At 41.7% G+C, this 18,606-nt stretch carries 10 protein-coding genes; 8 read left to right on the forward strand and 2 right to left on the reverse strand.

The genetic code is table 11. The annotated features are described in order from the left end of the window. Positions 1–3 precede the first annotated feature (3 nt). Positions 4–441 (reverse strand): helix-turn-helix domain-containing protein, encoded by a 438-nt coding sequence (locus BKK47_RS03080; RefSeq protein ID WP_077493455.1) that lies wholly within the window; start codon positions 439–441, stop codon positions 4–6. A 146-nt stretch (positions 442–587) separates the two neighbouring features. Between BKK47_RS03080 and BKK47_RS03085 the strand changes: the two genes are divergently transcribed. From BKK47_RS03085 to fecE, 8 genes are all read left to right on the forward strand, one after another. Beyond that, positions 588–1,634 carry a TerC family protein gene (locus tag BKK47_RS03085; protein ID WP_077493456.1) on the forward strand — a complete coding sequence of 349 codons (1,047 nt, stop codon included), beginning with the start codon at positions 588–590 and terminating at the stop codon, positions 1,632–1,634. A gap of 99 nt (positions 1,635–1,733) precedes the next feature. Further along, on the forward strand, positions 1,734–2,027 hold the full coding sequence (locus tag BKK47_RS03090) for a stress protein, tellurium resistance protein TerZ (RefSeq protein WP_244149103.1): 294 nt from the start codon (positions 1,734–1,736) through the stop codon (positions 2,025–2,027). A gap of 31 nt (positions 2,028–2,058) precedes the next feature. Beyond that, the gene (locus tag BKK47_RS03095) at positions 2,059–2,634 is read left to right on the forward strand and encodes a TerD family protein (RefSeq protein ID WP_077493458.1); all 576 of its coding nucleotides are present in this window, start codon (positions 2,059–2,061) and stop codon (positions 2,632–2,634) included. Positions 2,635–2,685: 51 nt separating this feature from the next. Continuing rightward, complete coding sequence (locus BKK47_RS03100) at positions 2,686–3,357, forward strand: TerD family protein (protein ID WP_077493459.1); 672 nt, start codon at positions 2,686–2,688, stop codon at positions 3,355–3,357. A gap of 251 nt (positions 3,358–3,608) precedes the next feature. Continuing rightward, positions 3,609–4,502: a Fe(3+) dicitrate ABC transporter substrate-binding protein gene (locus BKK47_RS03105; protein WP_077493460.1), complete on the forward strand. Its 894-nt coding sequence runs from the start codon at positions 3,609–3,611 to the stop codon at positions 4,500–4,502. Beyond that, a complete protein-coding gene (fecC, locus tag BKK47_RS03110; protein WP_077493461.1) occupies positions 4,503–5,489 on the forward strand; it encodes an iron-dicitrate ABC transporter permease FecC in 987 nt (328 codons plus the stop codon). Further along, positions 5,489–6,484: a Fe(3+) dicitrate ABC transporter permease subunit FecD gene (gene fecD / locus BKK47_RS03115; RefSeq protein ID WP_077493462.1), complete on the forward strand. Its 996-nt coding sequence runs from the start codon at positions 5,489–5,491 to the stop codon at positions 6,482–6,484. The genes fecC and fecD overlap by 1 nt, the downstream gene beginning before the upstream one ends. Then, a complete protein-coding gene (fecE, locus tag BKK47_RS03120; protein ID WP_077493463.1) occupies positions 6,481–7,251 on the forward strand; it encodes a Fe(3+) dicitrate ABC transporter ATP-binding protein FecE in 771 nt (256 codons plus the stop codon). Before fecD ends, fecE begins: the two co-directional genes overlap by 4 nt. A gap of 275 nt (positions 7,252–7,526) precedes the next feature. On the opposite strand, the gene BKK47_RS12410 is transcribed toward fecE, so the two are convergent. Next, positions 7,527–18,359 (reverse strand): YadA-like family protein, encoded by a 10,833-nt coding sequence (locus tag BKK47_RS12410; RefSeq protein ID WP_158074744.1) that lies wholly within the window; start codon positions 18,357–18,359, stop codon positions 7,527–7,529. Positions 18,360–18,606: the final 247 nt, after the last annotated feature.

The raw sequence follows: 18,606 nt of genomic DNA on the forward strand, positions 1-18,606 counted from the left end.
CTTTTAGCTTTTAGCTTTTAATAAACTAATAATTTCTTTTAATGAGTCAATTTCATTTTGTTTCTGTACTAATAGCTCATCTTTACTTTTTATTAATTCATCTTTAAATACAATAAGATTATCTTTATTTTGAATAATTAACTTTAATTTTTCTATTTCTATGGCACTTAATTCGTTATTCCCGTAATAAGTCACACTGTTATTATTATCCCCTGATTCATTTAGGATAAAATAAGTACCACTATTTGCAGCTTGCATAAATTCTAGGGCATCCATATTGAAGATATTAGCAATTTGTTCGAGTTTTTCCAAACTGAGCTTGGTTTCTCCCCGTTCAATGCGCGCATAGCCGTTAAGCGACATATTCATTTTTTCCGCCATTTCTTCCTGCGACCATTTACGGATTTCCCGCATTGTCCTAATTTTTTCCTTCAAATCCATTACACACCTCATTTCTTGGTAAATCTAGACCGTAAAAAGAGAATTTCACACCGTTTACGTTACTGGTTCATTCATCGCGAAAGACTAGAATAGATTGTAGGTTTTATCTGTTTTTTATGCAAGTTTACATTTTTATAGGGTTCAGTATGTCTGATTTTCTTTCCTCTTTTCTTTCGTCTTTCAATTTTAATTTAGGAACATTCGGTTTTCCCTTAGAAACGGTCATTATTTTCTTTGCGGTGATTGCATTGTCGGTTTATTTGGATCTCTTTGCTCATCGTAACAGCAAAGAGATCACAGTCAAAGATGCTTCTCTCTGGTCTCTGTTTTGGATTGGGCTGGCATTGGCATTTTATGGTTATTTGTGGGGGCGCTTTGATAAAGAGTGGGCAGATTTGTACCTTGCGGGTTATGTCTTGGAAAAAAGTTTATCCGTCGATAATTTAATGGTCTTTATGGCGATTTTTGCTTCATTTGGGATTACGGGGAAATTACAACACCGAATCTTATACTGGGGCATTATCGGAGCATTGATTTTCCGTGCGGTGTTTGTCGTGATTGGTGCAGGATTATTTGCTGCAAGCCCTTATGTTGGCTTTATTTTTGCTGCTTTTGTCATTTGGAGTGCCGTAAAAATGCTGACCGCCGGGGATAATGATGATGAAGAAATTGAGGACTATTCAAACCACTGGAGCGTACGTTGGACGGGTAAATTGATTCCAACCTATACCAAGTTATTTGGCGAGCGTTTTATGATAAGACACGCTGAATTAAATGCTCAGCAGATCTCGTCTATTACACGCAAAGGCTTACGCTATGCCACCCCAGCTTTTTTATGCCTAATGGCGATTGAAACATCCGATGTAGCTTTCGCTTTCGATTCTGTTCCTGCAGTTATTGCCGTTACACAAGAACCACTCTTAGTTTATGCAGCCATGATTTTCGCTATTCTCGGTTTGCGTAGCTTATATTTTATTCTTGCCGCTCTAACCAAATATTTAGTTCATCTCGAAAAAGCCATTATTGCCCTTTTATTCTTTATTGGAATCAAAATGGGCATTCAATCTTGGAATCATGCCATCGGGGATACGGGGATTCATATTTCCCCGAATACCAGCTTATTTATTGTATTAGGCGTATTAGCGTTAGGGGTGATTGCTTCGTTTGTATTTCCAGATAAATCAGAAAATTAAATAAAATTTAAGGAGATTAGGTATATGTATAAGACTAAATTCATCTTGATCACTTTTTTATCTTTATGCTCTCTTTTTCTCAAAGCACAACAATATGTTATGCCACCAATATCAAGTACCAGTGGTCATGTTCCAGTAATTAGCGATCAATTAATGGAACAATGTGTAGAAATTTACAATAAAGCAGAATGGCTGGCAAAGGAATTAAACAATACTTATCCCAATCAGTATTCCAGTTATGAAGTGGATGCATATAACAGCAAAGCCAATCAAGTGAACCAATGGACAAACTGGTTTAATCAAAATTGTGCGGGTAAGCAATCCTATTCTGCGTGCCAAGCTGCACAAGAATTAAATCGTAAAGCGGGTAATCCTACCCAAAACTGTAGTTAAATTTATTTCATAACCCATAGGAGAAACAAAAATGTCAGTATCTTTATCAAAAGGCGGTAACGTTAGTTTAAGTAAATCCGCTCCAGGCTTAACAAAATTAATCATTGGTTTAGGCTGGGACGCTCGTTCAACAGATGGTGCAGAATTTGACCTTGACGGAAGTGCTTTCTTACTCACATCTAATGGAAAAGTGCGGTCAGATTCCGATTTTATTTTCTATAATAATCTAGTTGCTTCGGACGGAAGTATTGAACACACTGGCGATAACCGCACCGGTGAAGGTGATGGGGACGATGAAAGTTTAATTGTACATTTGAATAAATTACCAGCTACCATTGATAAAATTGCGGTAACCGTCACAATTCATGATGCAGAAAGCCGTAAACAAAGTTTTGGACAAGTTTCTAATGCATTTATTCGCTGTGTAAATGGTGATAATAATCAAGAAATTGCCCGTTTTGATTTAACCGAAGATGCTTCAACAGAAACAGCGATGATTTTCGGTGAAATTTATCGTCATAACGGCGAATGGAAATTCCGTGCGGTTGGTCAAGGTTTTGCCGGCGGATTAGCTGCTCTTGCAAGAAATTATGGTATCAGCATCTAAATCAGAAAAAATAGGTAAGTGATTACCTATTTTTCTTTGTGGAGAAACAAAATGGCAATAGATGTAACGAAAAAACCGAAAATTTCACTGAGCAAAGTGGTGTTAGAAAAATCGGGGGATTCTCACCGAGTCAATCTTTCAAAGAATAATGAACAAATTACGATTAATTTAAATTGGACGCAAAAGAAAAATGCAGGGCTGTTCGCTAATTTGTTTAATAAAAATCAGGATATTGATTTAGACTTGGGGTGCTACTATGAATTGAATAATGGTGAGGCATCTGTCATTGACGGATTGCAATTTTCCCATAATCGGGGCGGTGCGAAAAATCAGAGAACCCGTCAAGGTTGCTATACTCAAGCACCTTGGATTTGGCATTGTGGCGATGATAGAGGCTCGGGCAGCCAATCCGGTGAAAATATTTTAGTCAATCCCAATGGGGCAGAGGCTATCCGTCGTATCATTGTGTACTGTTTTATTTATGACGGTATCGCAAAATGGGGAGAATCTGATGCCGTTGTTACAGTGAAAGTGCCCGGACAGCCGGATATTGTGGTGGAAATGGGCAGACAAACCGATCCGAGAACATTTTGTGCGATTGCTTCCATTGAATTTAACGGGAAACAGATGGCAGTTCGCAAAGAAATTACTTTCCATAAGGGACATAAAGAGTGCGATAGGTACTATGGTTGGGGCTTTAATTGGGGAGCCGGGTCAAAGTAAAGTATTTTCGTGAGAGTAAAAAGTCACTTTTAGAAAGTGGCTTTTTTTATGAAATATAATCACTTCGGCAAAATCGAGCAAAGTAGGCAACGATAAATACCCGACTGCCTGAACTGGCAAAATAGGCACTTGTAATCGGTAAGATGTTATCCCAAATAAACACAAACCCCCAAATAATAAAAAAGAATTATTCTCATTAATAACGATTGTGTTATAATTTAGCGCCTTTTACTTTTAACAGGAAAACAGTGATGTCTAAATTATGTCAATCTCTTTTCGCTGCCGCCGTACTGATATTCAGTGGCCTTACCTCAGCCGTTACGGTAAAAGACCAAAAGGGCGAGTTCAGCTTAGAGTATGTGCCACAACGGGTAGTTGCTTTGGAATACTCTTATGTTGATGCGTTGGCACAAATCGGTGTTAGCCCTGTCGGTGTGGCAGATGACAACGACAAAACCCGCATATTGCAGCAGGTACGGGACAAAATTCAACCGTGGCAATCGGTCGGTACTCGTTCCCAACCAAGCCTTGAGGCTATTTCGGCGCTCAAACCGGATTTAATCATTGCCGATGAAAACCGTCACAGCGGCGTATATGAAGAACTGAAAAAGATCGCGCCAACAGTTGTATTTAATTCCCGCAATGAAAATTACCGTGAAAACCTTGAAACTGCCCAAAAAATCGGTGATTTACTCGGCAAATCCGAGCAAATGCAAGCACGCATTGCCCAGCATCAAAGACGAATAAACGATATCGCCCAGCAGCTATCGAAGGGATATAAAACAATCATTGGCATTTCCCGTGAAACGGAATTTCGTTTATACAATAATGAATCCTATGCCGGAGGTTTAATTGAAGCCTTGGGGTTTACAATGCCGAAAGCCCCTGCCGATAACAAATCCAGTGCGTTGGTCGGCTTAGAACAAGTCGTGGCAGAAAAACCGGAACTAATGATTATTACTCACTACCGTGACGAAAGCATTGCGAAAAAATGGCAAAACGAAGCCCTGTGGAAATTGATTCCGGCGGTAAAACAACAACGCATTTTGACCGTGGACAGCAACCTTTGGGCAAGAGCAAGAGGGATCGAAGCAGCAGAACTAATGGCACAGCAGCTGCAAACTTTTTTGGCAAACACAAAATAGATGATGCTTTTGCTACGTTGGGCTCTCCCGATTATCGCCTTACTCCTACTAATATGGGGAGCTCTATTTCTCTATTACCCTACCCCGATTTCAGCCTTGGACAGCCTTAGTATTTTTTGGCAGTCAGCGGATGAAATCGTCCAAATCACTGTCTTTGATCTCCGTTTACCCCGTGCATTAACAGCTGCAATAATGGGGGCAAATTTAGCCGTTGCCGGCACACTGCTTCAAACTATTACCCGCAATCCGCTTGCATCTCCCTCGCTATTAAGCATCAATGCCGGCGCCAGTTTGGCAATGGTCATTGCCACCGCTGTATTACCGACAACTTTTCACCATTACAGCATTGCACTGATCGCTAGTCTTGGCGGTGGTCTTAGCTGGTTATTGGTAATGATGATTAGCGGTGGTTGGCAACTGAATGCAAATCGCCAGCGAGTTATTCTAGCTGGTATTGCGGTATCACTGTTTTGCGCTGCATTGACCAAACTGGTCATCATCATTGCCGAAGATCACGCCGCCAATATTATGAATTGGTTGGCCGGTGGTTTAGCACACGTTCGTTGGGGTGAATGGCAAGTGGTGTTCCCTTTCTTTTTACTCACGATACTGTTTAGCCTACTATTTGCCAGCCGGTTGAACTTGCTTCATTTAAGCGATGAGTCGGCACAAACACTAGGGATAAATTTATCCCTAATCCGTTGGTTAAGTAATGTCGTCGCACTACTGATTGTCGGTTCAAGCGTCACCATTGCCGGTCCGATTGCTTTTATCGGCTTATTAGTTCCCCATTTTGCACGCTATTGGATAGGTTATGATCTTCGTAACGCATTACCGATCGCAATGTTATTTGGTGCAAATTTGATGCTATTTTCTGACATTGTGGCACGAGCGGTCAATTTTCCGAGCGAGATCCCAGCCGGAGCAATTTTAGCGCTAATCGGCGCACCAATTTTTATCCTATTTGCGCGAGGAAAACAGAGATAATGATAAACACAGGGTCAGTTCCACGCACTTTTTTGCCAAAAAAACTCTATCTTGTCTGCCTGCCAATATTATTTGGACTAATAATGGCAAACCTCCAATTCGGCACGGTAAGCTTATCTTGGCGAACCATTTTTGATATTGTAAAAAACCCCGCTCACCCTTACGCTTTTACCTTAATAGAATACCGTCTTCCCCGCACTTTACTGGCAGTTGTGATAGGCGGTTCATTGGCAGTTTCGGGGGTATTGATTCAAAGTATCGTCAGAAATCCACTCGCCTCACCGGATATTTTAGGCATTAATAGCGCAGCAGGGCTAGTCGCCGTATCGTGCTTACTGTTCTTCCCTGAGCTTGATTTCTACTGGCTACCGATATTCGCCTTTATCGGTGGTGTAAGTGCTTTTTTATTACTTTGGTGGCTATGTGGACGAGATTTCCGCCCGATAAAAATGGCGATTGTCGGCGTGGCGTTAGCGAGTTTATGGGTCGCCCTCAGTCACTATCTGATGCTTTCATACCCAATGGATATTAATGTCGCAATGCTATGGCTGACCGGCAGTTTGTGGGGACGCAGTTGGAATTATGTCTCGGTTGCCGTACCACTCCTTTGCATACTATTACCGTTGAGTGTGGTATTTTGTCGAGATTTGGATACCTTATCCCTAGGTGAGCAAAAGGCTGCTAGCCTTGGTGTGCCATTGCAGACAACACAAATAACCATTTTACTCTTGGCGGTTGCCCTCGCTACTACGGCAGTTGCTGTTTGTGGCCCGATTAGTTTTCTTGGTTTAGCCGCACCGCATTTGGCACGTTATCTTGTGGGCGGAAGACATAGCCGCTTACTTCCGACAGCCTTTTTATTAGGGGCGATATTACTGCTACTGGCGGATATTTTAGCCCGTGTCATCGCTCCCCCCATCGAGCTTCCCGCCGGTATTCTTACTGCCATTTTAGGAGCACCCTACTTTTTCTATTTACTTATGAGAATAAAATAATGCTTGCTGTTACCAATCTTCAACTGGCTTACCAAGAGACTGTTATTATCCCAAATCTAAATATCACCTTTCCGCAAAACCAAATTACGGCGTTACTCGGACCAAACGGTTGTGGAAAATCTACCCTATTGAAAGCTCTTGCCCGTTTACTCAAGCCTAAATCGGGAAAAATTCACTATCAAGCGGTCGATATTTGGCAAAAATCTGCAAAAACCTATGCCAAAACCCTTTCATTCTTACCGCAAAAACAGATTATTCCTGAGGGGATCAGCGTAAGAGAGTTAGTTTCTTTCGGACGTTCACCTTATCTGAATTTATGGGGGCGATTAAGCCCGCAAGATGAAAGCTTAGTAGAACAAGCGTTAGAGGCTACCCAAATGGCAGCATTTTCCGATTATCCGGCGACAAGCCTTTCTGGCGGTCAGCAACAACGAGCGTTTCTGGCGATGGTGCTGGCACAAAATACTGAAATTGTTTTACTAGACGAGCCAACCACCTATTTGGATCTCAGCCATCAAGCCGAACTAATGACAATGATGCGTACCTTACAGCAACAGGGCAAAACAGTTATCACAGTACTACACGATCTCAATCAAGCCTGTCGCTACTGCGATCATTTGGTTGTGCTGAAACAAGGGGAATTGGTTAAACAAGGTACACCGAAACAGGTAATGAGTGAACAACTACTGAAGCAGGTGTTCGATCTGAATGTTGAAATTCATGCAGATCCCGTCAGCCAAACACCAATGTTTGTCTTTAAATCATAACATTCTGCAATTTCCTATAAATTATATTTTCGTTCGATTTACCTATAATTTGCCTTAATGCCTTCACATTCAGGCTCACCGGTGCAACTATCTAAAATTTATCGTTCTGTGTTTATTACATGGATCATTAACAGATGAATTGAATCCTCAAAATCAACAAACAATAAAAAATCTGCACCTTAATCTGTTGGGTTTTACCAACATTTAGGTGCAGATTTAATTAACAACTTTTTATTAAGTTAATAATATAACTTAATTACTTCGCTGAGTAGAGATTACCACTGGTAACCTACCCCCACGCCACCGGAATAGTGACCTGCAGAGTTAGCCGTACCGGTTAATTTCAAGATAACCTTACCATTGTCACTGGCTCTTGAGTAACCCACTGCAACCGCTGACGCACCGCTATATCCGCCTGCGGCTGCGGCTACCATTGATTTACCCGGGCTCATTACTTGTGGTAATGAAGAGGCTGCTGCGGCATTTGCACCAATTCCACGAACGCGTTTATCTAACTTGTCAACACGATTATTGACATTATAAATATCGCCGCGAACTTGGTTTAATTGGTTCAGATTCACTGCATCATTGCCTTTCTTACCATCTGCAACGTTGCTAATGACTTTGTTACCGGCATTGATACCACTAGTCGTCACGCTAGGTCCATCTTTAATAGTTAAACCATCATTATTAACCGTGGTATTACCGATATTCACGCTACCGTTATTCCCTAAAGTGATATTTTCAGCTAATTTCACTGCTAGGTTACCACCTTCGTTAACAACACCAATGTTATTATCGGTTAATGTACCTTTTGCACCACCCGTGATATTTAACGTCTCGTTGAGTTTCTTCGCAATTTCTTTACCGTCATCGCCTTTGAACTTCAAGCCGTCATTTAAGGTTGCGACTTCTTCGGTTTGACCATTTGGTTTTGCGTAAACAATGCGAGTTTTACTTTCGCCATTTTTACCGTCATTACCATCCAGACCTTTAGTGCCATTTCTCACACTAATGTTGGCAGACGCACCGTCTTTGCCATCAGCACCTTTCGGACCGGTTAAGTCGATTGAACCGTCTCTACCGTTGATTACAACAGATGAGCCGTCTTTGCCGTTTACACCGATTGAACCATCAACACCGTTTTTGCCCGGCTGACCGTCTTTACCCGGTTCGCCTTTTTCACCGATAACTAAGTTGTTACCCGTTGAAATTTCGTAGCCGTTGTCGATCTGTTTCACAACAATGTTGTTACCTTGGTTGAGGTTAAAGGTTTCATTATTGTTGATCCGTTTATCCTTCGCCGTATCTTGACCATTAGTCGCAAGATTAAAGCCGCTGTTTGCAATCGCTGTATGGAGCTGACCACCATTGATCGCTTGTTTGCTGTTCGGGCTAATATCCCCATCTGCCACATTGTTCACCACTTTATTACCGGCATCAATACCGTTTTGGGTGATGGATGGGCCGTCTTTGATGGTGAGACCATCGTTGCCGACTGTGGTGTTACCCATTGTCAAGTTGCCGTCTTTCAACGTCGTTCCGCCAATGGTTACACTACCGTCTTTGGTCAGGTTCAGATCTTTATTGAGGCTGACTGCAAAGTCTTTACCGCCAGACGCATTCGTGCCGTTTTCACGCACTTTCACGTTTGTATCGCCTTCGCTGACACTTTCTTCTTTCGCGATCTGTTTCTTCATTTCATCAGAAAGATCGATGTCATAGGTCGTCGTGAAGGTTGAGTTGTCACGATTCGCTGTCACTTTCACGCTATCGGAACCTTTCACTACGGATTTCTCAGCGTTCACAGTATAAATGGTTTGACCGTTAGCACCGGTTGAGTTGGTAATATTCACATTCTTACCTGCGACAACTTCGGTCTTAGCTGCTGCCATACTCGCATTTAACTGAGAAAGGTTCACCGCATCGGTTGCATTGGTACCGTTTGCAACGTTAGTAATCGTTTTATTACCCGCATCAATACCGTCAATAGTAACACTTGGTCCACCGGCAATCGTTAACCCTTTATCATTAAGGGTGGTGTTGCCGATAGTCACGCTACCGTCTTTGGTGAGGTTCAGATCTTTGCTCAATTTAACGGATAAGTTGCCGTTTTCATTGGTTACACCGATATTATCGTTGGTAAGTTTGGTTGTATCCGTTACACCACCGGTAATATTCAGGGTTTCACCCAGTTTCTTCGCAATTTCTTTACCATTGTCGCCTTTGAACTTCAAGCCGTCATCTTTGGTTGCGATTTCACGGGTGGTGGTTGTGCCGTCCGTATTAGTCGTGTTGTACACTAAACGGGTAATGCCTTCCTTGCCTTTACCAGTTTCATCTAACGTACCAGAACCCTCTTTCACCGTGAAGTTCGCTGATGAACCGTCTTTACCGTTGATGCCGATTGTGCCGTCTTTACCGTTTAAGGCAATGCCTGCACCATCTTTACCATCTGCACCTTTCGGACCGGTTAAACCAATAGAACCGTCTTTACCATTGATTGTCACCGATGAACCGTCTTTACCGTTTACACCAATCTTACCATCAACACCATCTTTACCGTTCTCGCCTTTCTCACCGATAACTAGGTTGTTACCAGTCGAAATTTCATAACCGTTGTCGATTTGTTTAATCACAATGTTATTGCCGGCATTTAAGTTGAAGGTTTCATTATTGGTTAAACGTTTATTCTCGTCCGTCAAGCCATCCGCTTCTGTCACTATACCGTTAGAGCCGTCCACTTTCGCCGATTTTAAGCCAAAACCGACCGCTCTTAAGGTGGTGTTGGTAATGTCCTTAGTGGCAGCTTTTAAGTCGCCTACATTCACAGCATTCTTCAACGCATCACCAGAGATATTATTTAACACATCATTAAATGTTTTATCTGCCGGAATAGTCGTACCATTTGATAATACGCCGCTATCCACATTGGTAATTAATACCGGTGCGGAAGTATCACCACCGACGAATTTCACCGTGTTACTCGGTACGTTGGTTAATGCACCACTACTATCTACATAGCTATTTGTAGTGTTAAAGGTAATGTTAGTTGTACCTGTTGCATTGTCATAAACTGCGTTAACCGATACACCTGTACCATTATTAAAGTTCACCGTATTACCGTGCGTGACAAAATCAACCGCTTGACCGTTGTTTTGTAAGTTCCAACCGGCATTCAAGACATCGCCAACCGTCGCTGCGTTATTAGTGATGTTTTGGTATTTATTACCTGCTGTATCCGGATTAGACTTGGTGTCATTTGTTACATTGTCTAAGTTACCTGTTACATTAGTAATAGTTGTATTACCTGCGTTGAAACCATCTTTGTTAATAGTCACATTGCCAATTGTTACGCTACCGTTTTCGGTTAGGTTCAGATCTTTCGATAATTTCACTTCCAACGTACCATTGTTGTTATTCACACCAATGTTGCCGTCTGTTAACTTATCTTTATCTGCTCCGCCTGTGATGCTTAACGTTTCGTTGAGTTTCTTCGCAATTTCCTTGCCGTCGTCGCCTTTAAATTTCAAGCCGTCGTTCAAGGTTGCAACGGTTTCTTTATCACCGTTTGGCTTAACGTACTCAATACGGGTTTTGCTTTCGCCGTTTTTACCGTCGTTACCGTCAAGACCTTTCGCCCCGTCTTTCACAGAAATATTAGCGGAAACGCCGTCTTTACCGTCAGCACCTTTCGGGCCGGTTAAGCCGATAGAACCGTCTTTACCGTTAATCACAACAGATGCACCGTCTTTACCGTTCACACCGATTGAGCCGTCCACACCGTCTTTTCCATCTTTGCCTGCCGCACCCACAGTGATGTTATTCGCAGTTGCAATTTCATAACCGTTTGCAATTTGCTTGATCACAAGATTGTTGCCGGCATCTAGCGTGAAGGTTTCGTTATTCGCTAAACGTTTATCTTCATCAGATAGACCGTCTGCGCTGGCTTGACCGTTTGTACCTGCCACTGATTTAGTGGTGAGGTTAAAGCCGCTATTGGTGATCGCGGTGTAGAGCTGACCGCCGTTAATGGCGTCTTTACTGTTGTTGCTAACATCGCCGTCTGCAACATTGGTAATTTTCTTATTACCCGCGTCAATACCGCTTGTGGTGACATTTGGCCCGCCAACCAGGGTGAAACCGTTGTCATTCAAGGTGGTATTGCCGATGGTTAAGCTACCGTCTTTGGTTAAGTTAAGATCTTTTGCTAATTTAACGACTAAACTACCCGCTTGATTCACCACACCGAGGTTATTATCGGTCAGTTTATTGCTATCCGTTAATCCACCGGTGATATTCAAGGTTTCGCCGAGTTTCTTCGCAATCTCGTCACCGTTATCACCTTTGAATTTCAAGCCATCATCTTTAGTGGCAATTTCACGGGTAGTGGTTGAGCCATCGGTATTAGTGGTGTTGTACACCAAACGGGTAATGCCTTCTTTGCCTTTACCTGCTTCATCTAATGTGCCTGTACCGTTCACCACAGTGAGGTTAGCGGAAGCACCGTCTTTACCGTTTGCACCTTTCGGACCGGTTAAGCCGATAGAACCATCTTTACCGTTAATCACCACAGATGCACCGTCTTTACCGTTCACACCGATTGTGCCATCAACGCCGTCCTTGCCATCTTTACCTACCGTGATGTTGGTGAAGGTGACATTTTCTGCCGTAGCAACTTCATAGCCGTTTTCAATCTGTTTAATGCGAACATTATTGCCAGCATCTAAGGTGAACGTTTCGTTATTGGTTAGACGTTTGTCAGCATCGGATAACCCGTCTTTCACGCTGGATTGACCATTACTATCCGCTACCGCTTTAGATGTCAGCGCAAATCCGACCGCACTTAACGTGCTGTTAGTAATGTCTTTGGTCGCGTTTTTCAAATCGCCCGCATTCACGACATTATTCAACGCCTCGCCAGAGAGGTTGTTTAATACATCATTAAAGGTTTGACCTGCCGGTATAGTGGCATTATTTGGCAATACGCCGCTATCCACATTGGTAATCGCAACCGGTGCTGACGCATTAGCGCCGATAAATTTCACTTTATTGGTTGGCTCAGCGGTTGCATTGCCGTTCTCGTCCACATAGCTGTTGGTGGTGTTAAAGGTAATGTCGGTCGTGCCTGTTGTATTGTTGTAGGTTGTACCTACTTTCACACCTTGACCGTTTTTGAAGTTCACCGTATTACCGTGAGTAACAAAGTCCACCGCTTGGCCGTTATTCTGTAAATTCCAGCCTGCATTTAACACATCACCCACTGTCGCTGCATTGTTTGTCACATTCGCATACTTATTACCCGTACTATCCGGATTAGAGGTGGTGCTATTCGCTACAGGATCTAAATTGCTGGTGACGTTAGTAATGGTGGTATTACCGGCATTGAACCCATCTTTGTTGAGGGTGATATTTCCGATCGCCACACTACCGTTCTCGGTTAAGTTCAGATCTTTGGCTAATTTCACGGTGAGGTTGCCGTCTTTGTTGATCACCCCGATATTATTGTCGGTCAGTTTCGCTTCATCGTTAACCCCGCCGATAATATTTAAGGTTTCGCCAAGTTTCTTCGCAATCTCGTTACCGTTATCGCCTTTGAACTTCAAGCCGTCATCTTTGGTTGCGATTTCACGGGTGGTGGTTGAGCCGTCCGTATTAGTCGTGTTGTACACTAAACGTTCAATGCCTTTACCGCCTTTATCATCCGTATCTAACGTGCCTGTACCATTTGCAACAGTGAAGTTCGCCGATGCACCGTCTTTACCATTGATGCCGATTGTGCCGTCTTTACCGTTTAAGGCAATACCTGCAGATTTACCATCTGCACCTTTCGGGCCGGTTAAACCGATAGAACCGTCTTTTCCGTTAATGACAACAGCAGAACCATCTTTGCCGTTCACGCCGATTGTGCCGTCAACACCATCTTGACCGTTTTTACCGGCTGCGCCCACAGTAATATTGTTAGAAGTCGCAATCGTCACTTTCTTACCGCTTTGAGTGATATTGATATTATCACCCGCTTCAATGGTTACAGTTTCACCCATTGCCACTTTTTCAGTGGTATTGCCGCTGACTTTACCCGTACCGGATTGAGCGGTGGTCAAGTTCCAACCTTTCGCCACTTCATTGCTGATATTGGTTACATTTTGGTTAGTCGCATACAACTGGCTACCGTTTACCGCATCTTTACTGTCGGCTGAAAGCGTGCCTTCTGAGACATTCCTGATTTTCTTATCACCTGCATTAATGCCGTCTTTAGTCACTCTTGGACCGTTAGCGATGGTTAAACCATTGCTGTTTAATAACGTATCACCAAGCGCTACGCTGCCTGCACTCGTAAGGTTCAGATCTTTCGATAATTTCACTTCCAACGTACCGTTGTTGTTATTCACACCAATGTTGCCGTCAGTGAGATTATCTTTATTCGCACCACCTGTAATGCCTAACGTCTCGTTCAGTTTCTTCGCAATTTCTTTACCATCATCGCCTTTGAACTTCAAGCCGTCATTTAAGGTTGCGATTTCTTCAGTATTGCCATCCGGTTTTTCGTAAACAATGCGTGTTTTAGTTGCACCATCTTTACCGTCATTACCGTCTAGACCTTTAGCACCGTCTTTCACACGAATATTAGCCGACGCATTTTTGCCATCCGCACCTTTCGGACCGGTTAAGCCGATAGAGCCGTCTTTACCATTAATCACAACAGATGAACCGTCTTTACCGTTCACTCCGATAGAACCGTCCACACCATCTTTACCGTCTTTACCTGCTTGGCCGACTGTAATGTTATTTGATGTAGCAATCTCATAACCATTCGCAATTTGTTTGATAACAATATTGTTACCCGCATCTAATGTGAAGGTTTCATTGTTAGTCAACTGCTTGTCATTATCAGATAAATTGTCCGCTACCGTAGCATTACCGTTAGTATCAGCGACTGATTTTGTTGCAAGATTGAATTTAACACCGCTTAACGCTGTGTTGGTAATATCTTTAGTTGCATTTTGTAAGTCGCCTACATTGACAGCGTTCTTCAAGGCATCACCGGAGATATTATTTAACACATCATTAAATGTTTTATCTGCCGGAATAGCTGCACCGTTTGGTAATACGCCACTATCCACATTGGTAATTAATACCGGTTTAGAAGCATTGCCGCCGATAAATTTCACTGTATTACTCGGTACGTTGGTAAGTGTGCCATTACTATCGACATAACTGTTTGTAGTGTTAAAAGTAATGTTGGTTGTACCTGTTGCCTTGTCATAAACTGCATTAACCGATACACCTGTACCGTTATTAAAGTTCACCGTATTACCGTGCGTTACAAAATCAACAGCCTGACCGTTGTTTTGTAAGTTCCAACCGGCATTCAATACGTCACCTACCGTCGCAGCATTATTTTTCTTATCCTCATAATTTGTTGTATTCGGATTAGATGTCGTTGTATTAGTAACGTTGTCCAAATTACCTTTTACATTAGTAATGGTTGTATTGCCGGCATTGAAACCGTCTTTATTGATCGTTAAGTTACCGATTGTTACGCTACCGTTTTCAGTCAGGTTCAAGTCTTTCGCTAATTTAACGGTTAAATTACCGTCTTTGCTGATAACGCCGATATTATTATCGGTTAACGCATCTTTATTCGCGCCACCGGTAATATTTAGGGTAGAACCTAATTTTTTCGCAATTTCATCACCGCTGTCGCCTTGGAATTTCAAGCCGTCATCTTTGGTTGCAATTTCACGGGTAGTGATTGAGCCGTCCGTGTTAGTGGTGTTGTAAACTAAACGGTTAATGCCATCACCACCGTGAGTTGCGTTATCTAAAGTACCGCTACCGTTTGCAACAGTGAAGTTTGCCGATGCACCGTCTTTACCGTTGATGCCAATTGTTCCGTCTTTACCATTGAGCACAACAGATGAACCGTCTTTACCATTCACACCGATCGTACCGTCTTTACCGTCTTTGCCGACAGTAACATTGGTAAAGCTTACATTTTCCGCCGTGGCAATTTCATAACCGTTATCTACCTGCTTAACCAGGATATTGGTACTTTGATTCAGATTAAAGGTATCGTTATTACTGATACGTTTGTCCGTAGCTTTATCTTCACCATTGGTTGTAAGATTAAAGCCAGAATCTTGGATTGCGGTGTAGAGCTGACCGCCATTAATCGCATCTTTACTGTCTTTTGCGACATTACCGTCTTGAACATTGGTAATTTTCTTATTACCCGCATCAATACCCGCTTTTGTGACATTCGGCCCGCCGTTAATGGTTAAACCCTCTTTAGTCAGGTTCACATCACTGATTTTTACGTTGCCAGCCTCTGTTAAATCAAGGCTATTATTTAAGTTAACCTTAACTTTACCATCAACAATGGTTGTATTGATATTACTGTTACCGCCTTCAATCTCGATCGCTTCACCTAATTGTTTGGTGACATTGTTACCATCTTGTGCTTTTAAGCCAAAGCCTTTGTGTGCTTTTTCAATCGCTGACGTTGCATTTTGATTTAGCGCAACGGTGATATTTTTACCGTCCACATTGGTTTCAATGTAGTTACCGTCTTTGCCGACGATATCAAAACGTCCACCATTAGTAATATTTACCCCTGTTGCTTGGTTATTTTTATCAGCTCCTACGGTAAAGTTTTGAATCGCATTATTGATTTTATTTTTAGCAGTATCACTTAAATCAAAGGCAATTTGTCCGTTTGAAGCATTGGTCGTAACATAATCAGAACCCTTAAACTTCACGGTTTCACTTAATTTGTTTTCACCGCTAGAGTTATTATCGCCGGAGTACTTAAATTTCACATCTTCAGCAACTTTAGTCATATTCACAGACAAATCATAATTCTTCGGATTTGTTCCCGTGCCATTGACTGTCACACTGCCGTCTGTTGAATTAACAGTGGTACGGCCATCATCTACATATTTTTTATTTGCCGCATCCGTATTATTTGTCGGTGCTGCTACATTCGTTAGGGGCTTATTACCAGCATTTACGCCAGCATTGGTTACACTCGGACCATTTTTAATGGTTAACCCGGTTGAATTCAGGAGAGTATCACCTGTTTTCACACTTCCCGCATTTGTTAAGTCAAGGGTATTATTTAAATTAACCGAATAATTTTTACCGCCAGTACTATTCTTACCATTTTCAGACACAATCAAGTTAGAAGAGGTGGAATTAACACTTTCTTCTTTCGCTAACTGTGTTTTAGCGGCATCAGAAAGATCAACGGCATAATTAGTGGTATTATTTGCTCCAGGTGTTGAGGTAACTGTAACTTTGTCAGACCCGTTACTTACCGTTGATTTATCGGCGTTCACCGTATAGATATCGTGACCATCTGTAGCTGATGTTTTAGTCACATTCACATTATTACCAGCTTTTACTTCCGAAGGCTTCCCTTTTGAACCCAATAATGCATTAAGCTGATTTAAATTCACCGCGTCAGTACCATTTGTACCGTTCGCCACATTCGTTAAGCGATTATTACCGAAATCGACATTGCCATTCGGTCTTACCGTCAAATTACCTGTATTAACGGAGCTAAAATTAGGCGTTGAAGAGGTAGCAATAGTAACTTTTTTACCTGCTTGAGTAATATTGATATTATCACCCGCATCAATAGTAACCGTATCACCCATTGCAACCTTTGACAGACCGTTACCGCTTACATTACCTGTACCGGATTTAGATGTGGTGAGATTCCACCCTTTCGCTACTTCAGTATTAAGGTTAGTTACGTTTAAGTTAGTGGCATAAAGTTGGCTACCGTTTACTGCATCTTTGCTATTCGCACCAATTGTACCGTCAGACACGTTAGTAACTTTTTTATTGCCCGCATTAATGCCACTGTTTGTTACACTTGGACCATTGTTAATAGTTAGACCTGTACCATTCAAATTAGCATCGCCAATTTTTACATTTCCGTTATTACTTAAATCTAAACTGTTATTTAAGTTAATCTTAACTTTGCCATCGGAGACGGTGGTATTAATATTGCTGTTACCGCCGACAACATCCACATAATCACCCAATTTTTTATTAACGGTATTGTTATCTTGTGCTTTTAAACCAAAGCCTTTGGCAATATCCGCTGCATTCTTGGTGATATTTTGTGCGTTTTTAGTAATATTCTGTGCATTATTGGTAATGTTCTGCGCATTTTTAGTAATGTTTTGCGCATTTTTGCTCACATTATCAATAGCGTCTTTAGACGTTTGAGATAAATCAACTTTAATACTGGTTCCATCCACTGCGGTGGTAAGATACTTGTCGTTACCACTAATAACATCAAAGCGGTTTTGATTTTTAGTAACATTAATGCCCGTAGCAGTATGATTATTGTCCGCACCCACAACAAAATTTGCTAATGCATTGCCACCACCACTCACATTACCTAATGCTTCAACTACGGCATATAATTGTGAACCATTAATTGCATCTGTTGAGTCTGCAGCAATACGACCAGAACCTACATTCTGAATCTGACGAGTTTTATATTGATTACCACCACCTACAGATAAAATTGCAGACTTAGAATCTGATATACCTGCAAAAGAATAATTATTACCGCCAATAGTAATTTGCTTATGCTCATCTCCGGTATTCGCTCCACTAGCAATAGAATAAGCCCCTAAAGCGATACTTCCATCTTTTGCGCCTCTACTATTTTCCACTTTTGCTTCATAACCTATTGCAATTGCGTTTCTTGCGTTTTTTACTTTTACGCCGCCACCGATACCAATAGAATGAGAAACTGAACTAGCCCTATTATGATTAGTACTTGGTGAGTCCTCAGCCCCAGTCCCCATATCGACACCTCTAGCAGTAGGGTCTCTTTCACCTATACCAATAGAATCCCATGCAGTTGTATTCCTAGCGGCATAGCTAGATACAGATACCCCTAAAACTAAAAATGCCAAAGATATTTTACTTAAGAAAAATGTCTTTGTTTCTTTCTCTGATTCAGCTGTATCTCGTTCATCCTGACTGAACGAAGCTGATTTACAATACCCTTTAGCTAACTCAGATACGGCAACCCAAGCACCAATGGATTGGTTCCAAACCACTTTAAAGATTTTATTCATATGTCATCCTTAACATTTATTTTATACAATAGATTAATAGTTAACTTAAAACTCTTTTATACCTTTACTCTATAGAAAAGCCCGCAGATTCTACCTTAATTTTTGTTTAAAAAGTAACTTTTTTTGTAAATAATGTGTAAATAAACTTAATATAACCAAGTGAAAACATTGGGTTATTATTTGTAAAAATAACCCAATAACTAATTTCCCTTACACCGTATCATACACCCTTTCTATTTAATATGTT

It is taken from the genome of Rodentibacter mrazii (assembly GCF_001998825.1).
Lineage (GTDB): Bacteria > Pseudomonadota > Gammaproteobacteria > Enterobacterales > Pasteurellaceae > Rodentibacter > Rodentibacter mrazii.